General features: G+C 41.7%; 22 protein-coding genes and 1 pseudogene. 8 read left to right on the top strand and 15 right to left on the bottom strand.

Annotation, left to right across the window (positions count from 1 at the left end):
* Nucleotides 1-182: 182 nt before the first annotated feature.
* Together MHI48_RS15475 and MHI48_RS15470 are read right to left on the bottom strand one after the other, a co-directional pair.
* On the bottom strand, nucleotides 183-1,049 hold the full coding sequence (locus MHI48_RS15475; protein WP_047843024.1) for an aldo/keto reductase: 867 nt from the start codon (nucleotides 1,047-1,049) through the stop codon (nucleotides 183-185).
* Nucleotides 1,046-1,438 carry a helix-turn-helix transcriptional regulator gene (locus MHI48_RS15470; RefSeq protein WP_047843023.1) on the bottom strand — a complete coding sequence of 131 codons (393 nt, stop codon included), beginning with the start codon at nucleotides 1,436-1,438 and terminating at the stop codon, nucleotides 1,046-1,048. The genes MHI48_RS15475 and MHI48_RS15470 overlap by 4 nt, the downstream gene beginning before the upstream one ends.
* A 216-nt stretch (nucleotides 1,439-1,654) precedes the next feature.
* On the opposite strand from MHI48_RS15470, the gene MHI48_RS15465 reads away from it, so the two are divergent.
* Nucleotides 1,655-2,620, top strand: a complete 966-nt coding sequence (locus MHI48_RS15465) for a LacI family DNA-binding transcriptional regulator (protein WP_076253108.1) — start codon at nucleotides 1,655-1,657, stop codon at nucleotides 2,618-2,620.
* Nucleotides 2,621-2,770: 150 nt separating this feature from the next.
* On the opposite strand, the gene MHI48_RS15460 is transcribed toward MHI48_RS15465, so the two are convergent.
* Nucleotides 2,771-4,093 (bottom strand): 6-phospho-beta-glucosidase, encoded by a 1,323-nt coding sequence (locus MHI48_RS15460; protein ID WP_076253107.1) that lies wholly within the window; start codon nucleotides 4,091-4,093, stop codon nucleotides 2,771-2,773.
* A gap of 272 nt (nucleotides 4,094-4,365) precedes the next feature.
* On the opposite strand from MHI48_RS15460, the gene licT reads away from it, so the two are divergent.
* Complete coding sequence (gene licT, locus MHI48_RS15455) at nucleotides 4,366-5,208, top strand: BglG family transcription antiterminator LicT (protein ID WP_405144564.1); 843 nt, start codon at nucleotides 4,366-4,368, stop codon at nucleotides 5,206-5,208.
* Between the two features lie 226 nt (nucleotides 5,209-5,434).
* Entirely contained in the window at nucleotides 5,435-7,318 is a 1,884-nt protein-coding gene (locus MHI48_RS15450; RefSeq protein WP_076327557.1) for a beta-glucoside-specific PTS transporter subunit IIABC, read from the top strand.
* Between the two features lie 387 nt (nucleotides 7,319-7,705).
* Here the strand turns inward: MHI48_RS15450 and MHI48_RS15445 are convergent, their stop codons facing one another.
* The 3 genes from MHI48_RS15445 to MHI48_RS15435 form a co-directional block, all read right to left on the bottom strand.
* The gene (locus MHI48_RS15445; RefSeq protein ID WP_036616104.1) at nucleotides 7,706-8,557 is read right to left on the bottom strand and encodes an arginase family protein; all 852 of its coding nucleotides are present in this window, start codon (nucleotides 8,555-8,557) and stop codon (nucleotides 7,706-7,708) included.
* A 170-nt stretch (nucleotides 8,558-8,727) separates the two neighbouring features.
* Nucleotides 8,728-9,615 carry an arginase family protein gene (locus tag MHI48_RS15440; protein ID WP_036671243.1) on the bottom strand — a complete coding sequence of 296 codons (888 nt, stop codon included), beginning with the start codon at nucleotides 9,613-9,615 and terminating at the stop codon, nucleotides 8,728-8,730.
* Between the two features lie 432 nt (nucleotides 9,616-10,047).
* Nucleotides 10,048-11,154, bottom strand: a complete 1,107-nt coding sequence (locus MHI48_RS15435) for an NADH:flavin oxidoreductase (protein ID WP_076327558.1) — start codon at nucleotides 11,152-11,154, stop codon at nucleotides 10,048-10,050.
* A 129-nt stretch (nucleotides 11,155-11,283) separates the two neighbouring features.
* On the opposite strand from MHI48_RS15435, the gene MHI48_RS15430 reads away from it, so the two are divergent.
* Nucleotides 11,284-12,141 (top strand): LysR family transcriptional regulator, encoded by an 858-nt coding sequence (locus MHI48_RS15430; RefSeq protein ID WP_036615694.1) that lies wholly within the window; start codon nucleotides 11,284-11,286, stop codon nucleotides 12,139-12,141.
* Between the two features lie 263 nt (nucleotides 12,142-12,404).
* Here the strand turns inward: MHI48_RS15430 and MHI48_RS15425 are convergent, their stop codons facing one another.
* The 4 genes from MHI48_RS15425 to MHI48_RS15410 all read right to left on the bottom strand — a co-directional run bounded on the left by MHI48_RS15425 (nucleotide 12,405) and on the right by MHI48_RS15410 (nucleotide 16,976).
* The gene (locus MHI48_RS15425; protein WP_405144563.1) at nucleotides 12,405-12,620 is read right to left on the bottom strand and encodes a hypothetical protein; all 216 of its coding nucleotides are present in this window, start codon (nucleotides 12,618-12,620) and stop codon (nucleotides 12,405-12,407) included.
* Between the two features lie 752 nt (nucleotides 12,621-13,372).
* Nucleotides 13,373-14,611, bottom strand: coding sequence for a DUF418 domain-containing protein (locus MHI48_RS15420; RefSeq protein WP_076327560.1), 1,239 nt, complete (start codon nucleotides 14,609-14,611; stop codon nucleotides 13,373-13,375).
* A gap of 170 nt (nucleotides 14,612-14,781) precedes the next feature.
* Entirely contained in the window at nucleotides 14,782-15,522 is a 741-nt protein-coding gene (gene map / locus MHI48_RS15415) for a type I methionyl aminopeptidase (RefSeq protein ID WP_405144562.1), read from the bottom strand.
* A 146-nt stretch (nucleotides 15,523-15,668) separates the two neighbouring features.
* Entirely contained in the window at nucleotides 15,669-16,976 is a 1,308-nt protein-coding gene (locus MHI48_RS15410; protein WP_405144561.1) for an AraC family transcriptional regulator, read from the bottom strand.
* A 173-nt stretch (nucleotides 16,977-17,149) separates the two neighbouring features.
* Here MHI48_RS15410 and MHI48_RS15405 point away from each other — a divergent pair, with 173 nt between their 5' ends.
* Nucleotides 17,150-17,779 carry a GNAT family N-acetyltransferase gene (locus MHI48_RS15405; RefSeq protein WP_101313815.1) on the top strand — a complete coding sequence of 210 codons (630 nt, stop codon included), beginning with the start codon at nucleotides 17,150-17,152 and terminating at the stop codon, nucleotides 17,777-17,779.
* On the opposite strand, the pseudogene MHI48_RS15400 reads toward MHI48_RS15405, so the two are convergent.
* From MHI48_RS15400 to MHI48_RS15390, 3 genes and pseudogenes are all read right to left on the bottom strand, one after another.
* A pseudogene (locus tag MHI48_RS15400) lies at nucleotides 17,771-17,977 on the bottom strand (thioredoxin family protein); the annotation flags it as partial. The gene MHI48_RS15405 and the pseudogene MHI48_RS15400 sit on opposite strands and share 9 nt — an antisense overlap.
* Nucleotides 17,978-18,143: 166 nt before the next feature.
* Entirely contained in the window at nucleotides 18,144-18,671 is a 528-nt protein-coding gene (locus MHI48_RS15395) for a glyoxalase/bleomycin resistance/extradiol dioxygenase family protein (RefSeq protein WP_036671230.1), read from the bottom strand.
* A gap of 85 nt (nucleotides 18,672-18,756) precedes the next feature.
* Nucleotides 18,757-19,719 carry a helix-turn-helix transcriptional regulator gene (locus tag MHI48_RS15390; protein WP_405144560.1) on the bottom strand — a complete coding sequence of 321 codons (963 nt, stop codon included), beginning with the start codon at nucleotides 19,717-19,719 and terminating at the stop codon, nucleotides 18,757-18,759.
* Nucleotides 19,720-19,849: 130 nt separating this feature from the next.
* Between MHI48_RS15390 and MHI48_RS15385 the strand changes: the two genes are divergently transcribed.
* Nucleotides 19,850-20,974, top strand: coding sequence for a GerAB/ArcD/ProY family transporter (locus MHI48_RS15385; RefSeq protein WP_338706022.1), 1,125 nt, complete (start codon nucleotides 19,850-19,852; stop codon nucleotides 20,972-20,974).
* An 84-nt stretch (nucleotides 20,975-21,058) separates the two neighbouring features.
* On the opposite strand, the gene MHI48_RS15380 is transcribed toward MHI48_RS15385, so the two are convergent.
* Nucleotides 21,059-22,327 (bottom strand): cytosine deaminase, encoded by a 1,269-nt coding sequence (locus MHI48_RS15380; RefSeq protein WP_405144559.1) that lies wholly within the window; start codon nucleotides 22,325-22,327, stop codon nucleotides 21,059-21,061.
* Nucleotides 22,296-23,573: a cytosine permease gene (gene codB, locus MHI48_RS15375; protein WP_036615717.1), complete on the bottom strand. Its 1,278-nt coding sequence runs from the start codon at nucleotides 23,571-23,573 to the stop codon at nucleotides 22,296-22,298. Before codB ends, MHI48_RS15380 begins: the two co-directional genes overlap by 32 nt.
* Nucleotides 23,574-24,071: 498 nt before the next feature.
* Here codB and MHI48_RS15370 point away from each other — a divergent pair, with 498 nt between their 5' ends.
* On the top strand, nucleotides 24,072-25,025 hold the full coding sequence (locus MHI48_RS15370) for an ABC transporter substrate-binding protein (protein WP_405144558.1): 954 nt from the start codon (nucleotides 24,072-24,074) through the stop codon (nucleotides 25,023-25,025).
* A gap of 171 nt (nucleotides 25,026-25,196) precedes the next feature.
* Nucleotides 25,197-26,915, top strand: coding sequence for a helix-turn-helix domain-containing protein (locus MHI48_RS15365; protein WP_405144557.1), 1,719 nt, complete (start codon nucleotides 25,197-25,199; stop codon nucleotides 26,913-26,915).
* Nucleotides 26,916-26,937: the final 22 nt, after the last annotated feature.

Below are 26,937 nucleotides of genomic sequence, written 5' to 3'. Positions count from 1 at the left end.
CCCGGTCATGCTCATGACTCACAGGACAGCCCCAATAAAACAATTACGTATAGACGCCTTTTTTATATACTCAACTGGACTTCGGGAATCGAAGTGTTGCTTTATGTTCGGGAAGAAAGAAGCTTTTGGGGAACGACCACCAAATTTGAGTATTCGGTTGTTCAAAATCGAATTATGATCCATCAATGAGAACGAATAAATAACTTCATCAAATTGATATAAAACGGGTTGACCATGTAGCCATTTGGACTTACGGAATATCTCTTACCCGTGTCCAACCCTCGTATTTGTTCCATTTCCTTCTCACTCAACTCAAAGTCGAATATTTCATTGTTCTCTTTTATCCTTTGAGGATTCGATGATTTGGGGATGACAATAATTCCACGTTGCAAATGCCAGCGCAAAATGACTTGCGCAACCGATTTCTGGTGGCAAAGGGCAATTTCCGCCAGCTTCGGATGCTCCAGCAGCTCTTTGCTTCCCTGCCCCAACGGTCCCCAAGCCTCATGCAGAATCCGATGCCGAACCATATAATCATGCAATTCGTGTTGCGGAAATTCCGGATGGGTCTCGATCTGATTTACCAACGGCGAAATCCGGGAATGTTTCTTCAGATGCTCCAGATGCCGGATCTCGAAATTGGCTACACCTATAACTTTGATTTTACCTGCGTCGTATAACTCTTCCATCGCCTTCCAGGCGTTCACGTATTGAGGACCGGCAAAATGAATCAAATACATATCGAGATATGTCACATTCAGCTTCTGGCAAGTCTTCTCGAACGCCTTTTTCGTCGCACGGTACCCCAGGTCTGTCGTCCATACCTTGGAGGTAATGAAGAACTCCTCTCTGGGAATGCCGCTGTTTTGGATGATCCGACCTAGCGCCGCTTCATTACCGTAAATTTTGGCCGTATCGAAATGGCGATAACCCATTCGAATAGCCTCCTCGACAGTCCTCTCGAAGGTCCCCCCGTCTTTGATCTTATATAGGCCGAACCCGAGTTGAGGAATGTCCACTCCGTTTGCCGCTGCGACTGTCTGATTCATTCGCAACTCCCCCTCCCCGTTTTTTCTAATTGTTGTTCCGATGCTTGTTCTTCACATTGCGTTAGCAACTTTTCTATCTCGTTCACCAGGTTTTTCAACAATTTCAACTTGCTACCGGAGTCAAGGCTGTAATAGTTGAGAGTTCCTTCTTTACGAACACTTATTATCTGTGATTCTTTCAATATTTTCAGATGATGTGATACGGTCGGTCGGGAAAGATGAGTTTTCATCCTGATCTCTCCTACGCGCATGCCGGGTTTTTGCGGCCCTTGAATCAAGGCTATGAGGATGGCTTGCCGGGTCTCGTCTCCGATCGCATTCAACACCTTCTGATTGTTCTTAAATTCAATAGCAATCGTGGTCGCAAGTTCCTGATCCAGGTAAATCATCCCCTTCCATTTAGAATGTGTAATACTTTTGTAGATACAGCCTATCACAATCTCGGATTCGGCTGTACATCGGGAAAGAAATTCAAGAACCTATTTTTCCCATGTCTTAAGACAAAGGATATATGTCCAGAGGATTACCTAATCACAAATCGAGATGATGGCCTCTACCTTGTAAACAATTAAAATCGTGCTATCCTTAATGATGAGGTGGATCAGATGGCAAATATTCAAGAGATTGCACGTCTTGCAGGCGTTTCTACAGCAACCGTTTCAAGGGTAATTAATCGACATCCTTATGTAAGCGATTTAACAAGAGAAAAAGTCTTGAACATCATTGAGCAATTGGATTATGTCCCTAATTCAAATGCAAAGTCCTTAAAAAATGGAGCGACAAAAGTCATCGGTGTTATGGGTGTTACTTACAATCCCCTTTTGATGTCACTTGTCCGTTCATTCCACATGATATCCCAAAAATACGGATTCAACATTATGCTTTTTATGACAGACGGAGATCGTGATAAGGAGCTTGTAGCGCTTGAAATGTTACGCAGTAAACAGGTGGATGCCCTTCTTTGTCTGGTACGGACGATTGAGTGGGATATCATCGAATCCTATACGAAATATGGGCCAATTGTAACATGGCAGCGTCTTACCAGCGACACCATACCGTCCGTATTTATGGACCAATATCAAGGTTATACGCTGGGTCTCGAATATCTGTATGCCAGAGGTTATCGTAAAATTTTGAACGTGTATTCGTCCAAAGGACAGAATACCTTGGAGCGTATAAGAGCTTATGAGGATTTTGTACAGAAGCATGGGTTGAAGAACACTGGCTTTCCGCAATTTCATAATAAAGTCACCATTCATGATGGTGAGGAAATAGCGCGATGGTGGATAGAACAAACGGACAAGCCGGATGCCATTTCCTGTTCGACTGATGAGGTAGCAGCAGGTATTTTAACGGAGATTCAACGCTCGGGGTTTTCGGTTCCGGATGATGTGGGAATCATGGGATTTGATAATACAGACAGCGCTCACCTGCTGGATCTGACAACGATCCATTACCCCGTGGATAAACAAGCAGAGAATGCCTTTAATATTATTATGAGTATGCTGGAAAATTCGGCATCCAATCTTCATCCTCTTCAGTTTAGACTGATTGAACGAAAATCTACATAAAACAACATCCATCCTTTTAAAAGAAGAAAAGAGCCCATTTGAGATCATGAGTTCTTTTCTCTTCCATCCCGTTAAACTTCATGAACGAACAACATTCAGGCCTGTCCCTATATGAGGGATAGGCCTGAATGACTTCAATCTCTAAACAAATTATTTGTGAAATTGCGGAAGATGTTCTTTATGCGCTTCCAACATTTCATCTAAAACTACCTTAGCAATGTCACCGCTGGTAACGAGTGGATTAAGTGTGAATGCTTGTAGAGCGGTTGCATAATCTCCTGTGACCGCTGCTTCGATCGTCAGTTCCTCCATTGCCTTCATCACCTGCAATAGCCCTTTTTGTGCGGACGGGAATGCGCCAAAGTGAACAGGCTCTGCACCATGGGCTGTAATGATACTTGTAACTTCGATGGCACTGTTATATGGTAGATCGCTAATTGCTCCGCGGTTCTGCGTGTTGACTACCATATGCGTTCCCTTGTTGTTATATACAGAATTAATAACTTCACAAGCTGCGTCGCTGTAATAAGCTCCTCCGCGTTTCTCCAATTCCTTAGGCTTGTAATTCAGGTTAGGATCTTTATAAAGTTCAAACAAACTTTCCTCCAGGCGTTTCACAACCTGCCCGCGAGTTCCTTCGCCATTGACCGCTTCTACTTCCTCTTCAAGCATGCTGTCGGTCATGTAATAGTACCGGTGATAAGGACAAGGCAGCATACCCAGTTGGAGAATTTGCTCATACAAGAAACGCATGCTTTTTATATTTTCTACCATTTTTTCTGGCTCGGCATCAGGACCGTAGAGCTTTTCGATGGCCTGTTTAGTTAGCTCTTTACCATCTCGGTCATAAATTTTGTGCCAGTGAAGGTGATTAATACCGGCAAATTTGAAGAACAGTTCCTCTTCATTTTTTTCCAGAACAGCAGCTTCATTCTTGGAGGAAATAATCGGAACATTGCACAAACCAATGACCTTCTCCCATTTACCATATTGGAGCACAGCTTCCGTTACCATTCCCGCAGGGTTCGTGAAATTGATTAACCAAGCATCTGGGCAAAGTTCCTTCATGTCCTCAACAATTCCAAGAACGACCGGAATGGTACGGAATGCTTTGAACATCCCACCTGCTCCGTTGGTTTCCTGACCAATCATCCCATGGCTAATCGGAATCGTTTCGTCCTTAATACGGGCTTCCAAAAGGCCGACCCGGAATTGGGTGGTGACAAAATCGGCATCGGCCAACGCTTCTCTTCGATTAAGCGTCAAGTGAATATCACAGTCGATTCCCGCCGCTTTTACCATCCGTTTAGCCATGGCTCCTACAATTTCAAGTTTCTCTCTTCCTGCTTCAATATCTACAAGCCATAATTCACGTATTGGAAGTTCATGATGCCGTTTGATAAAACCTTCGATCAATTCTGGGGTGTAACTCGATCCGCCGCCAATCGTCACAATTTTTAATCCCTTTTTCATTTTGAAGTCCTCCTTGTTCTATTGTGTTCTCAATTTGGACTCTATCTTGTGTAATGCATTACATGTCAATAACTTTTTTAATGGAATTAAATGGGATTAATTTGTAACTTGAAACCGCTTTATCACTTATGCTATAGTTACCTCAAATAAGGATTGTGACCGTTGATTCGGGCAATACCTAAGAAAGTTTGAATGCCGTTAACCAATTGGCGGCGTTTGAACTATCTTAGGTTTTTTTTATGCATATTGCAGAAAACAAGGAGCCGATGCACATGATTATTGAAAAAGTATTAAACAATAACCTTCTGCTGACCCGCAATACAAAGGGGAAGGAAGTCATCGTTATGGGTAAAGGCATCTCCTTCCAAAAAAGTGCAGGTGATGTGGTCGATGAACACAAGATCGATAAAATCTTCCATTTAGCCGAGCATGCATTTGCTGTAAAAATGGCTGAACTGATACATGAATTACCCGCCGTTCATTTCGAAGTTGTGAACGAGATCGTAAAACACGCCAACCATGTACTTGGTACTGAACTCAGCGACAATATTTATCTGTCGTTAACCGACCATATTAGTTTTGCCATCCAACGTAAGAACAAAGGTATGGAGATTAAAAATGCCATGCTGTTCGAAATTAAACGTTTCTATAAAACGGAATTCAGTATCGGATTGGATGCTCTGCAGTTAATCAGCGACATGATTGGAGTTTCGCTCGGGGAAGATGAGGCTGGGTTTATCGCCTTACATGTCGTCAATGCCCGACTTGACGGCACTGAAATGAAATTGACGATAAAGATGACTGAAATCGTCAACGAAATTTTGAAAATCGTCACGTACCATTACGGCACTGTTCTTGATGAATCGAGCTTAAATTATTCGCGTTTCTTAACACACCTTCAATATTTCGCCATGCGCTTATTGCGCCACGAGATTCACCAAAGCGGCGAAGATTTTTTATATCAGCAGGTGAAAAAGACTTATGTCAAAGCCTTTTCCTGCACTTGCAAGATCAACGAGTACTTAGAAAAAACGTATGTACAGTCCTTAAACAAAGATGAATTCGTTTACTTAACCATTCATATCCAGCGGCTTACTGAACGAAGCACTTTATAGTCCTATTTCTTTCAAGCTATAACTTCATATACAACACATTAGATAAAGGATTGTGACTGGTAAAGCAGGCAAAACCTGGACTGATGGCAAAATGATTTTTCTTTTTATTTTGCCACGAGTTCAGGTTTTGCTGCTTTTTGGAAGTGAAACGATGTAAGCCGGCACATCAGGAACGAACAGCTCACAACCTGAGATCAATTACCCATCATGAAGGAGGCAATATGCTATGAGTAATAAAGACAAAGAACTGTCCATACGTGTTATTGAACTTGTTGGCGGTGAATCTAATGTGAATGATGTATATCACTGTGCAACCAGGCTTAGATTCACCCTGAAAGATCATACAAAAGCGAATGAACAGGCGTTGAAAAATACAGTTGGAGTCATCACCGTTGTGAAAAGCGGCGGTCAATTTCAAGTCGTTATCGGTAATAACGTGTCCAAGGTTTATGAAGGAATCATAGAGCACACCAACCTTCAAGATGGCGGCAGCAAAACGGATTCTAAAGAGAATGCAGAAAAAACAGGAATATTTGGAAAAACCGTAGATCTTATTTCCAGTGTTTTTTCCCCGCTGCTCAGTGCGCTAGCTGGAGCTGGATTGCTCAAAGGTCTGGTTGTTTTGTCTGTCGCGCTCGGGTGGCTAGATGACACCTCCGGAACTTATCTAATTTTAAACGCGGCATCAAGCAGTGTATTCACCTTTTTGCCCATATTTTTGGCAGTTACTGCCGCAAGGAAATTCAAAGCTAATATGAACGTATCCTTGGCTATTGCAGGAGCCCTGGTCTTTCCGACCATTTCCGCTGCGTTTAATAGCGGTCAAACTTATGATTTCTTAGGCATCCCCATTGTGCTTGTGATGTACACTTCCACCGTGTTTCCAATCCTTCTGGCGGTGTGGGTTCAATCTCATATAGAAAAATGGTTCAACTCGATTATTCACCAGTCTATCCGCAATATTCTTGTGCCGATGCTGTCGCTTCTAATTGTCGTCCCGCTTACCATTCTTGCTTTTGGACCGATCGGCAACAGTGTTAGTCAGGGGTTAGCTAGCGGTTTTACCTCACTCATGCAATTCAGCCCAATGTTGGCAGGAGCAGTCACTGGTGGTTTCTGGCAGGTCATTGTTATCTTCGGACTTCACTGGGCTTTTCTTCCAATTACACTTAATAATCTGGCGACAATAGGCTATGACTTAATGCGGCCTATGTTGACCGCAGCCGTGCTGGCTCAAGCCGGTACTTTGCTCGCCGTTATGCTGAAAACCCGCAATTCACAGCTTAAAACCCTTTCCGGATCTGCTACGATTACTGCGATTTTCGGAATCACGGAACCAGGCATTTACGGAGTTACTTTACGATTAAAAAAACCGTTCATTTACGCATGTATTTCCGCAGCGATCGGGGGCGCAATTATCGGAGTCGGGGGTGGTCGGGCAGTCGCTTACTCACTTCCCAGCCTGCTCGCTTTTCCTACTTACGTGACAACGGGGTTGGCCTCGGTTGTGATCGGTGTTTCCGTATCTTTTGTCCTGGCTTTTCTACTCACGTTGCTGCTTGGATTCAAGGATCTTGAGGCTACTGTTGAGGAGCCGCAGATTGAAACTTCTGGACAGGAAAAACAAGCGATTGAGCCAAGTGAATCTCGGTTAAACAAGGAAATCATTGTGAGTCCGCTTAAAGGCAGTGTTCAGCTACTTGAAGATTTGCCCGATCCCGCCTTCTCTTCAGGTGCCATGGGACAGGGGCTTGTCATTGAACCCACTGATGGAATTTTGGTATCGCCAATCAATGGTGTCGTAACCACCGTATTCCCTACCGGTCATGCGCTCGGTCTGACCACGGACAGTGGCATGGAGCTTCTGATCCATATTGGAGTGAATACGGTAAAGCTAAAAGGACAATTTTTTGAGAAAAAAGTTAAAGAGGGCGATCGGGTTTCTTGCGGGCAACTGCTTGTAGAGTTTGACGCGGAGCAAATCCGGACAGCCGGTTACATCACTGCCACCTCAGTCATCGTTACCAACTCCGCCAACTACTTGGACGTGTTAAAAACTACTGAACAGGAAGTGAAGCAAGGCGATTATCTAATGTCGGCGGTAGTCTAACGATTGGAGATGGATTACCTGTCGGTAATTGAACTATTTTCAGGTTATATAACTGTCTACTAATTCACTTATTCCGTGTGATCCAAAGAAGCCACTCCGGCAAAGGAGTGGTTTTTCTCTGGATAGCACTTTCCGTTTATTTATCAGCTACAATTGTAAATTCCCATGGAAGTTTTCGGTTTGCCAATCACGATGTCGGATGAAACTCTTGGACCAGTAGGCATCTCTGACTCCACGCTTAACTAGATAATACCAAACGCCTTGTTTCATGAAGACGAAGCAGTTTTGTTGTGATTTTTTACATTTCTAATCTATATGAGCGATTAGCTAAAATTGCTCAAGTATATATAATCATCAGTACATCTACCAATTTTCAAAAACTCTCTTTTAGTTTTTTAGAATTGGCATATCCTTAAGTAAATTTTTTAAGTTTATAGCATCCCATGGAAGATGTTCTGTGATACCTAGTCCAACAACCGTAGTTAACAAGCTAACTTCTTGTATTAAAGTTATCAGCTCTGTAAGTTGCATCGTACCCATACGAGTATGAATTTTGTCAGACAGCGGCTTAGCAAATGACAATGACCTGAAAATCTTCGGATCAAGTACATCCAAATCCAAATGAATTACTACGTATTTGATTTGATTTTCTGAAATCCAGTCCAATATTGGTTTATTATTATCCTTTAATTCGGCGCTAGTTGCTGAACTAATAGATAACCTAGAAATAAGTTCCGATTCATGTTCAGTTGTTTGAACAAGTCCCGCTAACATAACGTTCTTCGGTAAGAAAGGCTTTTTAACCTTTTGAGAAAATTCTGGCGCTCCCTCACCTAACAGATTTCCTAATATATGAGCATGCCCGTTGGGCGTCACCTCTGGGGTTGCCACGTCAGGATGTGCATCGATCCATAATAGTCCAACTTCACTATTATAACGCTCATTTAAATAGGCGAATGGCGCTTGTTCAACCAAACAATCCCCGCCAAACATAACTATTCGATCGGGTTTATAAGCTTCAATTAAATGAGTTGCTGCATCCAGTTGATTCAACAATTGGTTCTTACCTACGATTCCTCCTAAAATACCTTCCTCTGTGTGGAGAGTCATATCTTCACTATAGGATACAGGTACTTTAACTGTCGTATGATTATTGTTTTCTGGAGCTAACCATGCTAGGAGCTCAGCTCCAAGAATATAACTTGGTTTGTTTCCTCCCTGCCACTGGGGCATTAGCATGCGTAACGTTTTAACAGTTTTATTATGAGTCACTTGTTTGTTCTCCTATCTAATACAGATGTAGTTCTTATGAATGCTACTAAGGAGACTAACTATATGAAGAAAGTGCTTCTGTTCCTTAATATCGATGGTCCCTTTCATTAAGCGCATACTTTTGAAGCATTAGCATCTTAATCGTTAAGGATAGGCATTTTCTGAAGTAGTTGTTTTAAGTTTATTGCATCCCATGGAAGATGTTCGGTTATCCCGAGACCAACTACATCAGTGACATCACTAACTTCATTGATCAATTTTGCTACCTCAAAAAGTTGCATTTTCCCCATAGGAAAATCAATCTCTAAGTCTGATAACGGATTTGCAAAGAGCAATGATCTGAAAATTTTCGGGTCAAGAACGTCCAGATCCAAATGAATCACCAAATATTTAATCCTATTCGTTTCGATCCAATCCAGCACAGTTTTGCTACTTTCTTTTAATTGAGAACTGGACGCTGATTTAATTGATAATCTTGAAATTAGTTCCGATTCTTGGCCAGTCGGTTGATCTATTCCCGCAATCATTACGTTCTCTGGACGAAAAGGCTTATCTACTTTAGCAGCGAATTCAGGAGCTCCCTCACCTAATAGATTACCCAATACATAAGTATGACCATTGTAGTATTCTTTTGGTGTTGTTATATCAGGATGCGCATCAATCCAAAGTAATCCCAACTCACCACTGTAACGTTCGTTTAAATAAGCGAATGGGGCTTGCTCCACTAAACAGTCTCCTCCAAACATGACAATTCGGTCTGGTTGATATGCTTTGATTAAATGATTTGCCGCATCAAGTTGATTTAATAATTGCTCTTTTCCCACAATATCACCTATAATACCTTCCTCTTTTTCCAAGGGGGTATCATCACTCATTGAAACAGGTACTTTAACGGTTATATGCTTGTTATTCTCTGGAGCTAGCCATTCAAGAAGCTCAGCTCCAAAGGAGTAATTAGGATTATCTCCCCCTTGCCATTGAGGCATTAACATACGCAACGTTGTCGAATTTTCTTTGCTTTTCATGATCTTTTCTCCTTTACATCGAGGTACAATTTAGTATACATGAGTCACATATTATGAATAGTACGCACTTTTATGATAGGTACTTTCCAAAAAGATAGTGTGTAACTTATAGATGAATTCCACAGGCGGTATCAAAGATTCAGGCATCTTTCGTTGTTATCTGAATAAGAACGTTAAAATCACTTTGAAATGGATATTTCCCAATATTAATTAGTATATAATTGCAACCCACTAATTGAATGTCTGTTTTCTACCTTAATTGCCACAGGTCATCCGTTTAAAACGACCTATGGCAATACTATTATTGCTCAATAAGTTCTGAAAGCCATTTATTTGGTGTCGAGAATGCATACCACTGATTGAGAGCTCTACACAGATAGTATGACATCCTCAGTTTGAAATAATTGAGTAAAATACTTTTGTCTGTTCCCATTAAAGGATTTCAAAATTTTTGATCGTTGCATCTGGTCGCAGTATCTTATCCTCTCTCATCTCAGCTAGTAGCTTACCTTCTTTAACTTTAGTAACCCAATCGTGGTTAGCTAGAGCTCCCTTTCCTAATGTCACGAGATCAGCCTTATCATCAGTGATGATTTCAGATGCTTTTAATGGATCTTCAAGTTGACCGTTGGCAATGACAATTTTACCTGAAAATCTTTTAGCTAGTTGTACCAATGAAGGCCCATTCTCTTCGAAAGCAGGCTTCCATGCCTTATATTCAGTCACATGAATGTAATCAAGCCCGGTTTGCCCTAATCCACCGAAAATGACTTTAGCATCTGCTTCACCTCCACCCCATTTATGGATATAGTCATTGACTTTGGCTTGAGAAATTCGAATACCTACTGTAAAATTCGGTCCAACGGCTTTACGGACTGCAGATGAAACTTCAATTAAAAGCCGTACCCGATTTTCGGTCAAACCGCCATACTCATCTGATCGTTCATTAGTGTAGTCGGTCAAGAATTGATCAAGCAAGTAACCATTGGCTCCATGAATTTCAACACCATCAAACCCTACTGCTTTTGCCCGGATTGCTGATTCCACAAATCCCTGAATCACTTGTTCGATATCTTGCTTTGTTGCAGCTATCGGAGTAGGAAATTTATCAACTCCACCATAGAACGCCAAAGGATCTCCTTTAGGTTGCACTTCTGAAGGAGCTAGGTTATGGGAACTGAAGCGATTTCCTTGAGAAAGTGCTCCTGCATGCTCAAGCTGAACTATAATTGCAGCATCCGCTTCATGTACAGTATCCACGACTTTTTTCCAAGCAATAGCTTGTTCTTCATTTATCAAGCCAGGTTGGTTAAAGTAACATTGACTGTATAATTGATCTGTGTATGTTCCTTCTGTAATGACAAATCCAAAACCTCCACGAGCAAAAGACGCATAATATTCAGCCATCTGCTCCGTGGCAAGACCTTCCGGAGTAGCACTCGTACGAGTCATTGGAGCTACTCCTACACGATTTTTTAGAAAGTTATAACCAACGTTGACAGGTTCAAACAATTTATTTTTTTGTACCAATTTAACCATCCACCTTTAACAATTATGTTTATATATCTTTCAGAATATGAACATTATAAAATGAATGAAATGAACAGTAAAATTGATGTTATTGAATCTTTAGTTCATTAAAAATGAACTCACTTTAGGAGGGTATCTATGGAACTCCGCCATTTGATTACATTAAAAACTATTGTTGAAAAAGGAGGATTTAAGAAAGCAGCTGAACATCTCGGTTATGCTCAATCTTCTGTCACGACACATATTAAAGAATTGGAGGAAGAGTTCGGTAAGCCTATTTTTGATCGCTTAGGTAAACAAGTTGTGCTCACACAATACGGACATCAATTTCTGCCGTATGCTCATAAAATTATTGAGTTGTATACGCAAGCACTTACTTCAAATGATGAGCCCTCGGGAAATTTGACACTAGGTATTTCGGAATCCTTAATGATCTGTCGCATCCCTTCTTTATTGGTTGAGTATGGTGAGAAATATCCGCAAGTTAACCTTTCGCTCAAATCACTTGACTACCAAGATGTCTCTCAAGCTGTTCAAAATGGTGAGATTGACCTTCTTGTTGCCTTAGAAAAAGAGGGATGGGGGGCTCCCGAACTACACTGCGAACGTTTGGTGAGAGAAAAAATGGTCCTTATTAGTCCCCCTCATGAGAAAAACCATGCAAAAGGAACTGTGTTATATACGGAACGTAGCTGCAGTTACAAATCTGTATTCAAGGATTACATCAATTATAAAAAAGTCGATGTTATGAACAGTATAGAGTTCCAAAGTATCGAAGCGATTAAGCAATGTGTGAAAAACGGACTAGGCATTTCGATGGTTCCTTACTTTTCTGTCAAAGAAGAATTAAAATCCAAAAAATTTCAAGGCGAAGAAGTTGGGTCTGACCGCCCTACAATATCCACATATTTGGCATATCACAAAGATAAGTGGATTTCACCTGCAATGAAACAGATGATTAATCTAATTCAAAAACACGCAGCTAATTGGGAATAGCTCACTTTTGAATAAAAAGAAAGTCAGCTATTAAATATAATAGCTGACTTATTATTATGTGCATAATAGAAACTCCTTACTCAAAAAATCTTGGGATATCTACTAAAAATAAGTGTTTCATCTTTCACATTTTTGTTAAATATCAACGACGATAGAACATTTATTAGCGCTGGGGCTCAAATCCTCAGGTAAATGTATCAACTTATCTAATAGGAACAAATATACGAATCATAAAATCATCCAGGGCATATTCAAGAAAGTGGTCAACCACGCTTCAATCTAATCCGAAATGACACAATGTTCTTGTCCCTCGACATCAACTCATAATATATGGTATCGACCGAACCATTAAAGGTTACGATGACATCAGGTCTCGCATCCATAATCTTTTCCAGATTCGCTGAGTCACTACCCAAGTCAATAATCTGGGCAGGACAGGCGTAAGGCTGTAATGTAGCAAACTCCTTCATTGCTTCCACCCCACTGGTTGATGCGAGTGGAGGCCTATTCAAAGCAAAAATTATCTAATCGATCATTGAAATAAGTTCTTTCCCCTCAATCTTTTAGATAGGCAATTACATGAATAAACAAAAAAAGCCGCTGCTTTAGCGACTTTGAATGATATTATAAAACCAACGATTTAAACTCTTGAATACCTAATCTCCAGCAGAGTATCCTATGAAAAATATTTCCCTGAGTGCAGATCTTCTATTTCTTGAGAAAGTCTTTTAGTATGTAACTTCATAATTCTCCAACCTCCATACTTACACATAATCACTGTTCTTTTCGTTTAAAAAACATCTTGCCAACCATAAGTCCCATAGCCGATGAACAGATCAGATACCCAAAGAACAAGAAAAGTAAATAAATAACATGAAGATCTGCAGGAATCTGTTTCAAACCTTCAAACCAAGCAAAACGAAAAGGATAAAAGATGACTACCCAAATGATCAGCAAGAAAAGAAGAAAATTAATTATTTTTAGCACTATAATGATCCTTTCAAGCTTGAGTGGAAACAGTTGAATGTATATGCTTCATCTTTCATTTCGCATTACCTTACCACTGCCCGCACTATATTAGTTAGCTTATGTATTAGGGTTGATATGTTGAAACTATAAATAATTACTAATTATAACAGGAAACATTAGGGAGATGATCGTTACGGCATAAAGAAGCCCTTTCTTTTGGTGGAACGAGCTTCTTTTTGCGTTTCACGATAACACTTTATGCTTACTGAACACCAGGCGCGTTTTCATTCGTAGTTAAATTCGATCTTTTCTTCTTTCTTGGCTGCCCTTTCCAGGACAGATAAGTCCAAATCCGTAGGATATACTCGACAGGTCCATTGCTAAATTTCTTAAGATATAGCGGACTGAGCCACAATTGAATACCGTAGACAGCAAGCGCAATAATTGCTCCGATAAACACGCCAGCACTTCCAAACAGTCCCAGGCCATATCCATAGAAAATTGTTGTACAGATTACGCTCTGCATCAGATAATTCGTCAACGAGAGACGGCCGACCGCCTCGAACCTGCCCATCAGGCTGAAACGGCGGTTTCCAGCATACAACAGCGCGAATGCGTATATGTATCCGAGTGCAAGCAACGCTCCTCCAAGCGTCCCCCCGATTCCGATTCCGAGCCAACCTTCCGCACCCAATTGTGGCGCCAATACACCGTATGCTTTGAGTATCAAACCTACCGGAATCAATAATGATGCCCGGCGAAGATATATAGCTCGCATCGTTCGGGGATCGCTAAACGTGCCTATTCTGGCAGCGTGCATGCCGAGCAGGAACATCGGCACCGTCATGAGTGGTGCTAACATCAGGGCTATCAGGGCAAATGACAGCTCCAAATCCCCGCCGAATGGATCGCCGTTATTACTGAAATTCCTGATTTCCGCGTATGTGCCGTTGCCGTATACATCCTGACTTTGAATGATGTAGTTCTCCATATGAATGGACTCAATCGCCAGCGGGTTCATCGGATTAGATGCCGGGAGACCAAGTATGCCCGCTCCCATGAGTAGCAGTACCGCCCATATAAGTAGCGTTTTGGGCTTCCGATTAAGGAACATGAGCAAGAAGAAACCGAGTACACCATAAAATGTAAGGATATCCCCTTCCCATAGATAGATGATGTGCAGTAATCCGATTCCAAACAGTAGTAGAAAACGGCGTGCCAGATGACACTTTGGTCGTAAATCTCGTGATTTTAGGCTTTCCGAGAGCTTAACCATTCCAAAGCCAAACATAAATGCAAAAATCGGCATAAAACTGCCCACCACAGTGATCAGCAGGAATGAGAGGAAAGCCTGATCTGCTCCGCCAATCCCGAACAGTTGGGGTTTGCTCTGGCCATACATTCCATATTGGAAAGCCAGCATATTCGCCAGTACAATGCCGACCAGACTGAATCCACGCAGTCCATCAATGACTTGAACGCGCTTTTTTGTTGTGCTCAATCAATCACCTCTGTCTATAACATAAAGATCAGATCTAAATATACGTTAAATCCTTCCATAATTTCAACATAAATTAATAAGCGAACGTTTATATTTTGATTTACTTTGACGTACCAATAAAACAAAAACAAAAAAAGTCGCTAAATTTAGCGACTTTCAGTTTGAACACCTTAAAGAGTGACAATAATCGGACCATTTTTAGTAAGGATAATGGTATGTTCTATTTGAGCTACATAGCTGTTTTTAGTAACAAAGGTCCAGCCATCTCCAGTTTGGACTACTTCTTCTTCTGAAGTTGAAATAAATGGCTCGAATGCGATAACCATACCTTCTTTTAACAATTCATCATCCGATGGATCATTATAATTATAGATGTGGTCAGGTGCTTCGTGTATTCCACGTCCAACACCATGTCCTGTAAGGTTTTTGATAACCGTTAATTCATGCTGTCTAGCAGTTTGGAATACGGCTTTTCCGATCCCGCTTTTTTTGGAGCCCGGTTTTGCTTTTTTTAGACCTGCTTCAAATGCCAATTTAACAACGTCGCATATTTTCGTTAACACTCCTGCACCTTCGCCTACGACAAACGAGAGTCCCGTATCTGCAAAATAACTGTTCTTGGAGCCCGACACATCAATATTGACGATGTCCCCTTCTTGAATAACCCGATCTCCCGGAATACCATGTGCCACTTCTTCATTAACACTAATACAAGTAAATCCCGGGAAATTATATTCACTTTTTGGAGCAGAAACTGCGCCAGCTTTCTCAAAAAGCTCTCCTGCCAAATCATCAAGTTCTTTAGTCGTTATGCCTGGGACGGTTCTTTGAACCAATTCATCTCGAATAGAAGCTACAATTTTGCCAATTTCCTTCAAGCCATTAAAATCTTCTTCTGTTCTTGCGATCATTTTTTCTTACCTCACTATCTTTTATCATTAATTGATTACATAAGTGTTATCTTTGATTGCACATTAGATAATCATATCCAAAGCAGCAAAGCTTCGCAACTTTTTTATCAACATTATGAGTGTGGTTATTCTCTTGTACCTTCGTATTATTGAAGTTCAATTCTCCATCCCTTCATATATTCTGCGCCATAAGTGAGGGTATAGTTTTGAAGTAGTCCTTGTATGGTGGTTATCTGTTCTGAAATAGCGTTACTACTAGTCCTGACGATAAATACAGGCAAGATATCGTTTTCCCTGAATTGGTTAAGCAGCCATGTCAAAACTTGAAAATCGTCACGGTTTGCATTATCCAAAGTTTCTTCAAATCTAAAAATGTTGTTGGGGCTTACGTTATTTTCCTGAAGGATCTTCTTAAGATACGCATGTGAATCACCTTTTACTAATTCAGATAGCTTGATCAAATATGGAGAAGTTGAATTTTGTTCATCATGTCCAAATATATCGATGTGAATCCATTTATTTAGTTCGCTGTTTATCGTCTCAGGAATTTCAAATAATCTACGATGTCTTGCAAAAACTAATGCTGGATCAATGATTTCCCTACAGTGATCTTTCATCTCCTGTTTCTTTTTATGTTGTTCACGAAATGCTTTCGGTCCTTCCGGGAAAATCTTATTAAATCGTTGATAAAAATATCTGGGTGAAGAAAAACCACTCTCAATTGATATTTCTACCAGACTTCGATCTGTCGTCAATAATTGTTTGATTGCGTGCTCAATGCGCAAGTAATGAAGCAAGTTTTGCAGCGTATCTCCTATTAATAACTTGAATTGTGATGATAAATAATCCAAATTCAAATATTCCTCTGTGTGCTTGGCGATATCATTCAAAGATGCCTTGTTAATAAACCCCCTATTATTGAATAAGTAATCATATATTCTTCCTATTCGTTGCAGCTTGGTTGGGTTCCCTTCGAACATTCTTTTCGCATCAAAATTCATAATAAGCAGGTCCAATAACTGTTTGACTGTATTCTTTAACGTGAAAAATGGCATCTCACTCTTAGTTACAATTGGAGTTATTAACATGCATATGGCCTCAATGATTCCTTCTGCTCGTTCTAAACCTAGATATGCTCCAGGGGTAAATTCATGCGCAAACCAGACATAGGATAAATCAGGGTAATATTCCTTTGCAAATGCAGCATCGATATTTATTTGGAGGACGACATTGTTTTCATCGGTCTGCCATAGACGGTGAACTTGATTGATATTGAAAATTTCTATTGTACCAGCACCTAATGTTTTTTTCTCATCTGCAATGGCAACATGAATGCTACCTTCCAATATAATCACCACTTCAATGGAATTATGCCATCGGAACGGTTCATCTTTGAACTTTAGAAACTGTACGTTCATGGGAGAACTGTCGGTGAAATAACCCCTACCACTCATCTTGTGATCTCCTCCTTCCACTCCAATCCAACGAGTCGCAAGCAACATACAAAGGAAATCTAAGAAATGAACCCACAACTCAAAGAAATGTGAATTGTCCACGCTTCTGCATTTTAGGAAAATAAATGATAGAACATCAACAAAATCTTAAATGAAGGATTGGGGAGATATGAATGAACCAAATTCAAATCACACAGCAACTTAATGCACAACAACAAGAACAAGTTGCTCATTTATTTTACGAAGCTTTTCCATTGAAAGTAACACATCTTTGGTTTTATGCAAAAACGAAAAAACAAGCAGTAGAACTATTAGCTCAGTCTATTCAATTTGAACAGGGCATTTACGCATTAAGATATGATGAAGTAGTAGGATTTCTCGGTTACAATTTAGGAAAAAAAGCGTTCACACCTGCCAATTATGCAGCTTTTCGGAACGTGTACTCCCCAGTGGTAGCGACTTGGCGATTTTTATTTTATGCGTTTTATTTGAAATTTCATTTGTATCACGAACATGTATTGCATATTGACCCTATTGCCGTATCTGAAGAAGCACGTGGTCATGGCATAGGTAAATTGCTATTAAGTAAGTTGGAGCAAGTCGCAAGAAATAAGCAAATTACTATAATCAATCTAGAGGTCGTCGATACGAATCCTTCAGCACAAAAATTATATGAGCGGTTCGGTTATATGCTTAAAAAAGAACTGAAATCGGGCCCGTTCACTGCGAAGGCAGGCTTCAAAAAAGTGATATTTATGCAAAAATGCTTATCGAGCACCCATTCATCAATCAAATCAGAATAAAGGAGGCCAAGCGGATCTTGTGTCCACGTTAATAGCAGCAACCATTTCTTCTAAACGCTCTGATGACAACATACCGATTTCTTGCTCAACACGCTTACCATCTTTGAATAAAATGGTTGCAGAAATGCTCATAATCTGAAAACGTGACGGGATTTCCACTTTGTCATCCAAGTTAACTTTAACAATAACAACTTTAACATCTTCCGTGTTTTCCTTAGCTTAAACATGTTCCCTCCTTTCATTAGTGTGATGGAAACATGGGAATGGATTATAAGAAGCTTAATGAGGATACTTCGAACGATACAGACGAATAGGATTAGGACAGTAGAAAACGAGCGCATCCATGTTTAGGATGCGCTCTGAACTAGCTGTTCATGGAGATGCTTTTGGCCCATTCAGTGACTCTTCGACTACTTTCTTCTTCCGATAAATCTTCAATCCGGGTAAGAATAGACCAGCGTACGCCAAAAGGGTCTAGTATACTTCCGAATCGATCACCAGACGCAAAGTTAATAATCTCTTCTCTTACTTTCGCCCCTCTGGATACGGCGGTTGCAATGGTTTCATCCACATTAATGACATAAATCCCTAAAGAATAACATGCATGATCTTGATCTGGGGGCAAAGCCAATTGATATGCCGGGTTTGCAGCCCCCAGCTGTAAAAAACCATTTCCAAAATCTAATTCGGCATGAACAATAATCTTATTACGATTTCCATCTGGATGCTCAGTGATATCTTTCACCCTTGCATTGAAAACAACTTTGTAGAACTCTATTGCTTCAGAAGGGTCTTTCACTGTTATAAATGGGGTAATCGATGTAACGCCGTTAGGTGTACCCTTGTTAGTATATTTTCCTGATACTGCCTTGTGTTTTGTCTGTTCACTCATATGTTTACTCCGCCTTCCTTTTTAGTAATCCGAGATTGTCAACATTATAAAACAACTTCACTGACATCTACTGTCAGTGAAGTTGTTAAAGTTGATAGTATTCCATTAACTCGGATACAACAGCAACAAGTCTGTCCTTCAAACGCTGTGGTTCGATGACTTGAATGGACTTCCCATAGGATAGGAGAAAATAGGGGACGTATGTATCAATTGATTTTTCATCAAATAAAAAGATGGCTTGATTAGAAGTCCGCTCTTTCAGATAATGTCCCATAAACCAGTGCAGCCCCAAGTCATCCAATGCCTCGAATCGGCCTTTGATAACCAAGGAAATTACCCCCTCTTCCCCCCCTACATCAGGTAACAAATTTTGCAGAAAAAATTCACGAGCAGAAAAAGCTTCCGAACGCTTAAAACGGAGCGGGGTAAGCTTGATTCGCAGAATACGATCTGCCCGAAAGCTGCGGAATTCATTCCTCAAGTGGCAAAACGCAATGGTATACCATTTATTATTCCAGTAAACCATTCCATACGGGTCTATTACTCTATTCCTGGGTTGTTCATCTCGGCTTCTGCGATAATCAATTTCGACAGAGCAATCATTAGCCACGGCTTGCTCCAATTCCGCCAAGATCAGCTGAACGGATGGATCTCCCATGCGATTGATAACGTTAAACCCGGCTAAATGACGGCGAAGTGTGTGTTCCTGATCCTGATTTGTATACATTTTCAATTTGGATGTTGCATTGTCCAATGCCTCACTCAAAGGGTATCCAGCTTCTTTTGCAAACACAGCAGCTTGGAGAAGTGCCTTTTTTTCATCAATATCAAATAACAGAGGTGCTTTGATATGCTGATTCAGCAAGCTATACCCGCCGTTGTGACCTGTATCGGAAATGATCGGTACTCCACTGGCACATAATGCATCAATATATCGATATACGGTTCTTATATTGATTTCTAACTTTTCGGACATCTGTTTTGCAGTTACTTTGGTGCCTGAATTCAGCATCCATAGAATGGCTAACATATTATCGTTCTTTGGCATAACCTGCATCCTCATCTTCAATTCATTATTGAATATCTCTACATTATATCAGTACAGCTTATTTTACATAAAACAACTGCGTTGGGCGATACTACCTAGAAATATATTCTCCGGTTTGGAGCGAAGGCCAATGAAGCAATCCACATCTAATATTAATACCTCCGAGGTAATTATTGTAGTTATCAATTCAATACTCGGAGCTGGAATTCTAACACTCCCTCGCACAATTAGTAAAGCAGTAGGGACACCAGATGTATGGATTTCTGTCATTTTATCAGGATTAATTGTAACCACAATCAGCATCCTCCTTGTAACCTTGTGTCGTAGATTCCCCGGTAAAACGGTATTCGAATTTATACCCGAAATCACAGGTCAGTGGATTGCTTATCTATTGGGACTTTTAATTATCGTGTATTTTGTTGTTCTTTGTTCATTCGAAGTTAGAGTCATGGCCGAAATTACAAGTATGTACATCCTTGAGCGCACGCCTACTTGGGTCACCATTATGGTCAGTTTGTGGATTGGTATTTATATGTTAACGGGTGGTCTTAAGGTCATCATCCGGGTCTTTTCAATCGTGTTGCCCGTTACGCTTGTGTTGTTAGCCCTGGTTTTCCTTTTAAGCAGCAAGATGTTTGAAATTAATAACCTCAGACCACTCCTGGGCGATGGATTCATGCCTGTGTTGAAAGGTCTTAAACCTTCGTGTCTTTCCTATTCTGGATATGAAGTTTTACTCATCATCACAGCTTACATGGTAGACGTGAAAGCAAGCAATAAAGCTGCTATATACAGCATACTTAGTTGTACGATCATCTATTTGGTCACGATTGTTACCGTTGTAGGAAACTTATCTTTGCCAGGAATTCAAACACGAATGTGGCCAACGTTCGACATGGTTCGAAGTTTTGAAATTGAGGGGTTTCTTTTTGAGCGTTATGAATCGCTGTTCATTGTGTTTTGGCTGATGCAGATCTTTGCAACCTATGCTTTTAAACACTATTTTGCAGCAATCGGGATCCGAGATTTGTTTCGTCTCAAAAATATTACGAGCATACAATTCGCGATGTTGCCAGTCTTGTATGTAATTGCTTACTTGCCTAAAAACTTGGAGGAAACGTTAGCTTTGGGTGATTTTCTTGGCAATATGTCCATTTTTTTATTTGGCTTGTTACCACTGCTACTGTTGATCATTAGTTTTGTTCGTAAAAAAGGCGGGAAGCAGGCTTCTAGTGAAGCACTTAAGACAAGCTGAATGTTTGGTTCTTATTGTATGTAGACAGTAAAAAAAGAAAAAAGCCGCTAAAATAGCGACCTTAATGGGAGTATATTTTCTTCATTATTTATTAAAAGTAACCTTTTCTGTACCACCCTCAAAAATGATGGATGTGTCCCGCGGCTTCGATTCCGCAATTTTACGGCCGCCTCTGTAGGAATAAAGTACGCCAGCTTGTTTGCGAACAGCCTCATATTCGTTCTCTGCTTCAAGTACGATGAAGTTAGCAGGTTTACCTTCTTCAATACCGTATACATCCTCAATGTGTAACGTTCTTGCGCTGTTTTTTGTAATGAGGTCGATCGAATTCACGATCTGGTCGTAACCAAGCAACTGCGAAGCATGAATCCCCATGTGCAGTACTTGCAGCATGTTGCCTGTACCGAGCGGATACCATGGATCGAAGATGTCATCGTGACCAAAGCACACATTCAGACCTGCTTCCTGCAACTCTTTGACACGCGTCAGCCCTCTTCTTTTTGGATACGTGTCGAAGCGTCCTTGCAGGTGAATATTAACCAACGGATTGGAGACAAAGTTCAGATCGGCCATCTTCAGCAAACGGAACAACTTGTACGTATAAGCGTCATTGTATGACCCCATCGCGGTTGTATGACTTGCCGTTGTGCGTGAACCCAGTCCGCGTTCGTAAGCTTCCTTGGCAACAACTTCAACAAAACGGGATTGCTCGTCATCGATTTCATCACAATGGATATCGATCAGACGGTCGTATTTTTCGGCCAGATCAAACGCAACTTTCATTGAATCAACGCCGTATTCCCGTGTGAATTCGAAGTGTGGAATGCCGCCGACCACGTCAACGCCCATTTTCAGTGACTCTTCCAGCAATTCTGCCCCGTTTGGATAAGAGTGAATGCCTTCCTGTGGGAAAGCAACAAGCTGAATGTCCATATATGGAGCCATTTCTTCTTTTACTTCAAGCATCGCTTTAACAGCAATCAAGCTTGGATCGGTAACGTCCACATGGGTCCGTACATGCTGGATACCTTGTGCCAATTGCCATTTCAGTGCCGTTTTGGAACGTGTTTTGACATCTTCATGTGTCAAGAAAGCTTTGCGCTCTGACCAGCGTTGGATGCCTTCGAACAGCGTTCCGCTTAGATTCCACTCCGGCTCGCCTGCTGTGAGCGTTGTATCGAGATGAATATGCGGCTCAATGAACGGTGGCAGCACAAGCGATCCGTTGACATCCAGCATCTCTTCATTTTCGGTCACTTCCAGCGATTGTGTAATTCGTTCAAACTTTCCATCTTTCACAAAGATATTCCATAGTCCTTCTTTACCCCGCAATTTTGCGTTCTGTATAATCATTTATTTTCCCCATTTCTTTGGTTTCTTTCGCAGGAACAATCAGCATCAAGACGATATAGGCCACTGCTGTACCAAGCAGTGCGTTCAATGGTGTTACGCCAGGAGCCAGTTGGGCGAATCCAACGCCGATGGCCCAAGCCACCATCGCTACCCAGTTTACATTTTTGAATGACATGTCGGCAAATGGCTTATAGTTTCTACGTTTCACAATGAAGTAATCTGCGATAATAATAGCCCCGATGGATGGTACCGCCGCGCCCAGTACGTTTAGGAAGCTGACGAAGTTGTTGTACATCCACATGGCGAATACGGTACCCACGATACCGTTTACGACGACGAAGAATTTCTTTGAGATTTTGGTGATGTTCGCAAAACCAAGACCCGAAGCGTACAGTGCATTATCGTTGGTTGTCCAGATATTCAAGCCTAGAACGATGATTGCCGGGATGATCAATCCTTGCAGGAACATGACCTCCGAGATATCGGCCAAGTTATAGGCCATTGCACCAACTGCACCAAACAGAAACATGAGTGAGTTACCCAGGAAGAATGCAATCACTGTTGCGGTAACTGCCTGTTTCGATGTCCGGGAAAACCGGGCAAAATCGGGTGTCAGCGTTCCGCCGCTTATGAATGATCCGATACAGATCGTTAATGCTGCCGCCGCGGTAAGCGACTGAGTCGGCGTGTAATCAAGCAACCCTTGCAGACCGCCCAGCGAACCTGCACCTTCGAACATGGAGTAACCACCGAGAATGGCAATCGCAGGAACCGCGATATATCCGAGAATGACGAGTGACTTCATGCCGAAAATGGCTGATGCTGTCATGGCAAGTCCGAACACGATAATCAACAGGTACACGTTCCAGTCCATGGCTTTGGCGACCGGAATCGCGAACATGGCTACGCCTACTCCGAACCATCCGACTTGTGTGAAGCCTAGCAGGAATGAAGGCAGATACGACCCTTTTGCACCGAACGCATATTTAGCGAGCAAATGTGTGGACAGGCCCGTTTTGGCGGCGATATGTGCCAATGCCCCTGTGTAGATACCGAGCACCAGATTGCCTGCAAGCACGATGCCAATGAACTCCATGAACGTCAAGCTTACTCCCAACGTGCCTCCTGCCAGCATGCTTGCTGAGAAAAATGTGAAACCGAGCATGACGGATAACGTCTTCCAAAAGTGGTTTCTTTGTGATTTCGGTACAGCTTGCCATGAAAACTCTTGATCTTGTTTGCTCATCAGAATACCCCCAACGTAAAGTGTATCTGATACCAAAAAAAGCAGAAAAAAGAGGCTACTCGTCAAGTTATACACTGACAAGTAGCCTCTTTTTGCATCATAATCCGCGCGAAGACACAGAGCATCCCATGACGGGATAAGCCCTGATTCTCGCGTGATTATGAAATCCGCTGCCCTTGCCAGCCTCTCTGGACTGAATTAAAGGTACCAGTATTCAATTACATACTATTATTTTGGAAAAACCTGCAGTTGTCAATGTCATTATTATCCAAAGGTTATTAATTCCTTATACAGCAAGCTGTTTTTGATCACGCATACTCCGATGACAACACACCTGCGGATTGAAAACAAAGCAACGAACAAATAGATGCACGCATTGACATTTGTACAAATAAATTCACTGCGTTTTTTTCATTGTAAGCCGCTGAAAAGGCACCTATAATTACGTTGTAATTGATAATGGTTATCAATGAGAAAAAGAGAACTCAGGGGGAAACAATGATGAACAGTACAATTAAGAAACACCTATTCATATGGGGAGCATGCTTCCTTCTTCTATCCGTCCTTGCAGCATGCAGCCGTTCGGAAAGCGCCCCTTCACAAGAAGCTGTGAAGATCAACGAACAAACGACAAAAAGCTATACAACCCAAACAGGCGAAGTGATTGTAATACCCACTCAGCCGCAACGGGTGATCTATCTTGGTTCAACACTTGGAGATCTCCTGGCCATGGATATTTCCGTCGTTGGAGCCAATCTGATTCATGCTTCCGAAAGCTATATTGTAGACCGATTAGAAGGTATTGATGATGTCGGAAATCCTGGTGATTTGGAGGCAATAACAGCCTTGCAGCCTGACTTGATTTTGAATGGTTATAACCAAGATGCTGACCGAAACACCGCTTTTTCGAAGATTGCGCCTACCATTCCGTTCAACTCGGCGTTACCATTTACGGAACGCGTACGCGAACTTGGCAACATTTTTGGCAAACAGGATGAGGCAGAGCAATGGATCAGCAGATTTGATACAAAAGCGGAAGCGATGCGGGACAAGCTGAATGTGGCAGAGGGCGAGACAGCGACCATCTTCTTGCAGTTGGGTAAACAGCTCTATGTGATGGGCAATCGTTCATTGGGTGTAGTCTTGTATCAAGAGCACGGATTTGCAATTCCACCAGCAATTCAGCAAAACATTATCGACAAGGAGCTAACATTCGTCGAACTTTCGGAAGAACTAATGCCGGACTATGCAGGAGATCATCTCTTTGTCCTAACGCTGGATAATGACGAAAGTCGAGCTGAATCTGATCGGTTGTTACAGAGCACACTATGGAAAACATTGCCGGCCGTTCAGCAAGGACACGTTTACAAAGCATCAGCCGATTGGAATACCGACAACCTACTGGCACTGGAGCAATTGCTTGATGAACTACCGAAATGGATGAATCAATAATATCGCATAGATAACGTCAAAAATCCTCCAACCTCTTTGGTTATGGAGGATTTTTGGATTCTGTAAACTTCAGCATCGTGTAATAAGGTCTGCAACGAAACATTCTCTAACGTGTAAAATGTGGTAAACTAGTAATTGAGAATTATTATCACTAGATCGGAGTGCTCCAGAATGAAAATGGCTTCCCTATACATCCAACTGCAGCAGCATGATCTGCTTCAGCTCACACCACTGCAGGAAACCAATCATCATAATCCATCAACCAAGAGCAAGGCTGCCAATGAATATACATTGCTTATTGCTCTGGATCATGGAATTCGGCTGTTAACAAACAACATCTCCCAAGATCTGAGCCAAGGCAGTTGTATTCTGCTCCCTACTCAGCAATCCTACATTCTCAAAACGATAAAAGAGCAAGCGCATGTAGCCCGGTTGACCTTTCTTTCTTTTCAAGTGGATCAGTTGACTCTGCTTCCGGCTTGCCCTCCTCTTATTCTGGGATTTCCTTACAGGCTGTCTCTTTCTACTATAAAACTTGCGTTGGCAAGTGAAGACTGGATTTCTCCGCTGCCTTTGCAATCCAACAAGCAAAATCGGTTGCAGGAGAAGAAATTTACGCCTACGCATCATTCAAAATCAGCAGTTACTCAGGCCCGGCTGCAACTGATACTTAGCCTGATGGCTCAGCTAGAAAGCGCTGCTCCGCCAGTGCAAAATGATCAAGCGGTACAGCGTACACTCAGCTATATGGAGCAGCACTACAACGAAGATCTGACCGTAGAGCTTTTGGCGGAAATGGCCGGCATGGTTCGATGGCAATATAGCAAATTGTTTAAAGTGATTACTGGCAAGAAGCCGACGGACTACCTAACAGAGCTTAGGGTCCAACACGCTAAAAGACTACTGTCCAGTTCTACCGAGACCTTACGTGAAATATCCCGACAAGTCGGTTTTAAGGATGAGTATTATTTCAGTCGACGCTTTCATCAGCTCACAGGACACCCTCCCCGGGAATACGCCAATATACTAAGACGTACCAGGCAAAGAACGATCACCGATTCCCTCGGCAGGCAGATTTCCCTCCCTGATGTGGCTATACGAATCGTGGCCACAGGTACCAATACCCTTGGTGAGTTGCTTGCTATCGGTATCCGTCCAGTCGGTGCGGGTATAACTACAATGAAATCACAAGTCATATATCGAAACAAACTGCATCACATCCCGGATATTGGCCTGCAAGGAGCACCGGAACAAGTCTCCCTACTGAAGCCTGATCTTATCCTGCTAGGCAACTATAGTGAGCAGCAGTTACCTCGACTGGATGCCATTGCACCTACCATCGTTTATCGCGAATCAACCAGCACTTTTGAGCGTCTTCGTTATATTGCGGATCTTTTCGGTCGAAGCAGAACGGCTGAACAGTGGATCGACCGCTATGAGGAAAGTGTCAGGAGGATACGGCGACAATTGGCGGATGATTATATTGCAGGAGAACGAGCAACTGTCTATCTGGTGCTGGGTAAGAACATATATGTTATGGGACAGACGGGATTTGCTGCTACCGTGTATGAATCACTTGGCTTTCGACCCAACGAATCCATAAATCAACTGATCATTAATGGCAGACCTTGGATACAAATTGATCACAATAAAATCACACAATACGGTGGAGACCGAAACTTCGTGATGGTACCTCAGGAGGAGATGAATGTAAATATACCTTCTCCGCTCCAAAGTTTGGTTGGCATGTTGTTACCCAGTAAAGTACATATAGTAGAAGCTGGCTGGAACTACGATGATCCCCTTACCCGTGAGAGGTTATTGACGATTCTACCCTCTATTTTTGCTAAGGATGGACTCACACCTCTGCTAGTAAATGAAAAAAAATAAACCGTGAAGCACGGTTTATTTT

This window comes from Paenibacillus sp. FSL H7-0942, from assembly GCF_045040715.1.
Taxonomy (GTDB): domain Bacteria; phylum Bacillota; class Bacilli; order Paenibacillales; family Paenibacillaceae; genus Paenibacillus; species Paenibacillus amylolyticus.
The sequence above is the reverse complement of the archived record's forward strand: the minus strand, read 5'-3'. Positions and strand labels throughout refer to the sequence as shown.

Bases quoted from the DNA above. Each gene is read 5' to 3' on its own strand.
- MHI48_RS15475 (WP_047843024.1), bottom strand. From the start codon at position 1,049: ATGAATCAGACAGTCGCAGCGGCAAACGGAGTGGACATTCCTCAACTC.
- MHI48_RS15470 (WP_047843023.1), bottom strand. From the start codon at position 1,438: ATGATTTACCTGGATCAGGAACTTGCGACCACGATTGCTATTGAATTT.
- MHI48_RS15465 (WP_076253108.1), top strand. From the start codon at position 1,655: ATGGCAAATATTCAAGAGATTGCACGTCTTGCAGGCGTTTCTACAGCA.
- MHI48_RS15460 (WP_076253107.1), bottom strand. From the start codon at position 4,093: ATGAAAAAGGGATTAAAAATTGTGACGATTGGCGGCGGATCGAGTTAC.
- licT (WP_405144564.1), top strand. From the start codon at position 4,366: ATGATTATTGAAAAAGTATTAAACAATAACCTTCTGCTGACCCGCAAT.
- MHI48_RS15450 (WP_076327557.1), top strand. From the start codon at position 5,435: ATGAGTAATAAAGACAAAGAACTGTCCATACGTGTTATTGAACTTGTT.
- MHI48_RS15445 (WP_036616104.1), bottom strand. From the start codon at position 8,557: ATGCTAATGCCCCAGTGGCAGGGAGGAAACAAACCAAGTTATATTCTT.
- MHI48_RS15440 (WP_036671243.1), bottom strand. From the start codon at position 9,615: ATGAAAAGCAAAGAAAATTCGACAACGTTGCGTATGTTAATGCCTCAA.
- MHI48_RS15435 (WP_076327558.1), bottom strand. From the start codon at position 11,154: ATGGTTAAATTGGTACAAAAAAATAAATTGTTTGAACCTGTCAACGTT.
- MHI48_RS15430 (WP_036615694.1), top strand. From the start codon at position 11,284: ATGGAACTCCGCCATTTGATTACATTAAAAACTATTGTTGAAAAAGGA.
- map (WP_405144562.1), bottom strand. From the start codon at position 15,522: ATGATCGCAAGAACAGAAGAAGATTTTAATGGCTTGAAGGAAATTGGC.
- MHI48_RS15410 (WP_405144561.1), bottom strand. From the start codon at position 16,976: ATGAGTGGTAGGGGTTATTTCACCGACAGTTCTCCCATGAACGTACAG.
- MHI48_RS15405 (WP_101313815.1), top strand. From the start codon at position 17,150: ATGAACCAAATTCAAATCACACAGCAACTTAATGCACAACAACAAGAA.
- MHI48_RS15395 (WP_036671230.1), bottom strand. From the start codon at position 18,671: ATGAGTGAACAGACAAAACACAAGGCAGTATCAGGAAAATATACTAAC.
- MHI48_RS15390 (WP_405144560.1), bottom strand. From the start codon at position 19,719: ATGCCAAAGAACGATAATATGTTAGCCATTCTATGGATGCTGAATTCA.
- MHI48_RS15385 (WP_338706022.1), top strand. From the start codon at position 19,850: ATGAAGCAATCCACATCTAATATTAATACCTCCGAGGTAATTATTGTA.
- MHI48_RS15380 (WP_405144559.1), bottom strand. From the start codon at position 22,327: ATGATTATACAGAACGCAAAATTGCGGGGTAAAGAAGGACTATGGAAT.
- codB (WP_036615717.1), bottom strand. From the start codon at position 23,573: ATGAGCAAACAAGATCAAGAGTTTTCATGGCAAGCTGTACCGAAATCA.
- MHI48_RS15370 (WP_405144558.1), top strand. From the start codon at position 24,072: ATGATGAACAGTACAATTAAGAAACACCTATTCATATGGGGAGCATGC.
- MHI48_RS15365 (WP_405144557.1), top strand. From the start codon at position 25,197: ATGAAAATGGCTTCCCTATACATCCAACTGCAGCAGCATGATCTGCTT.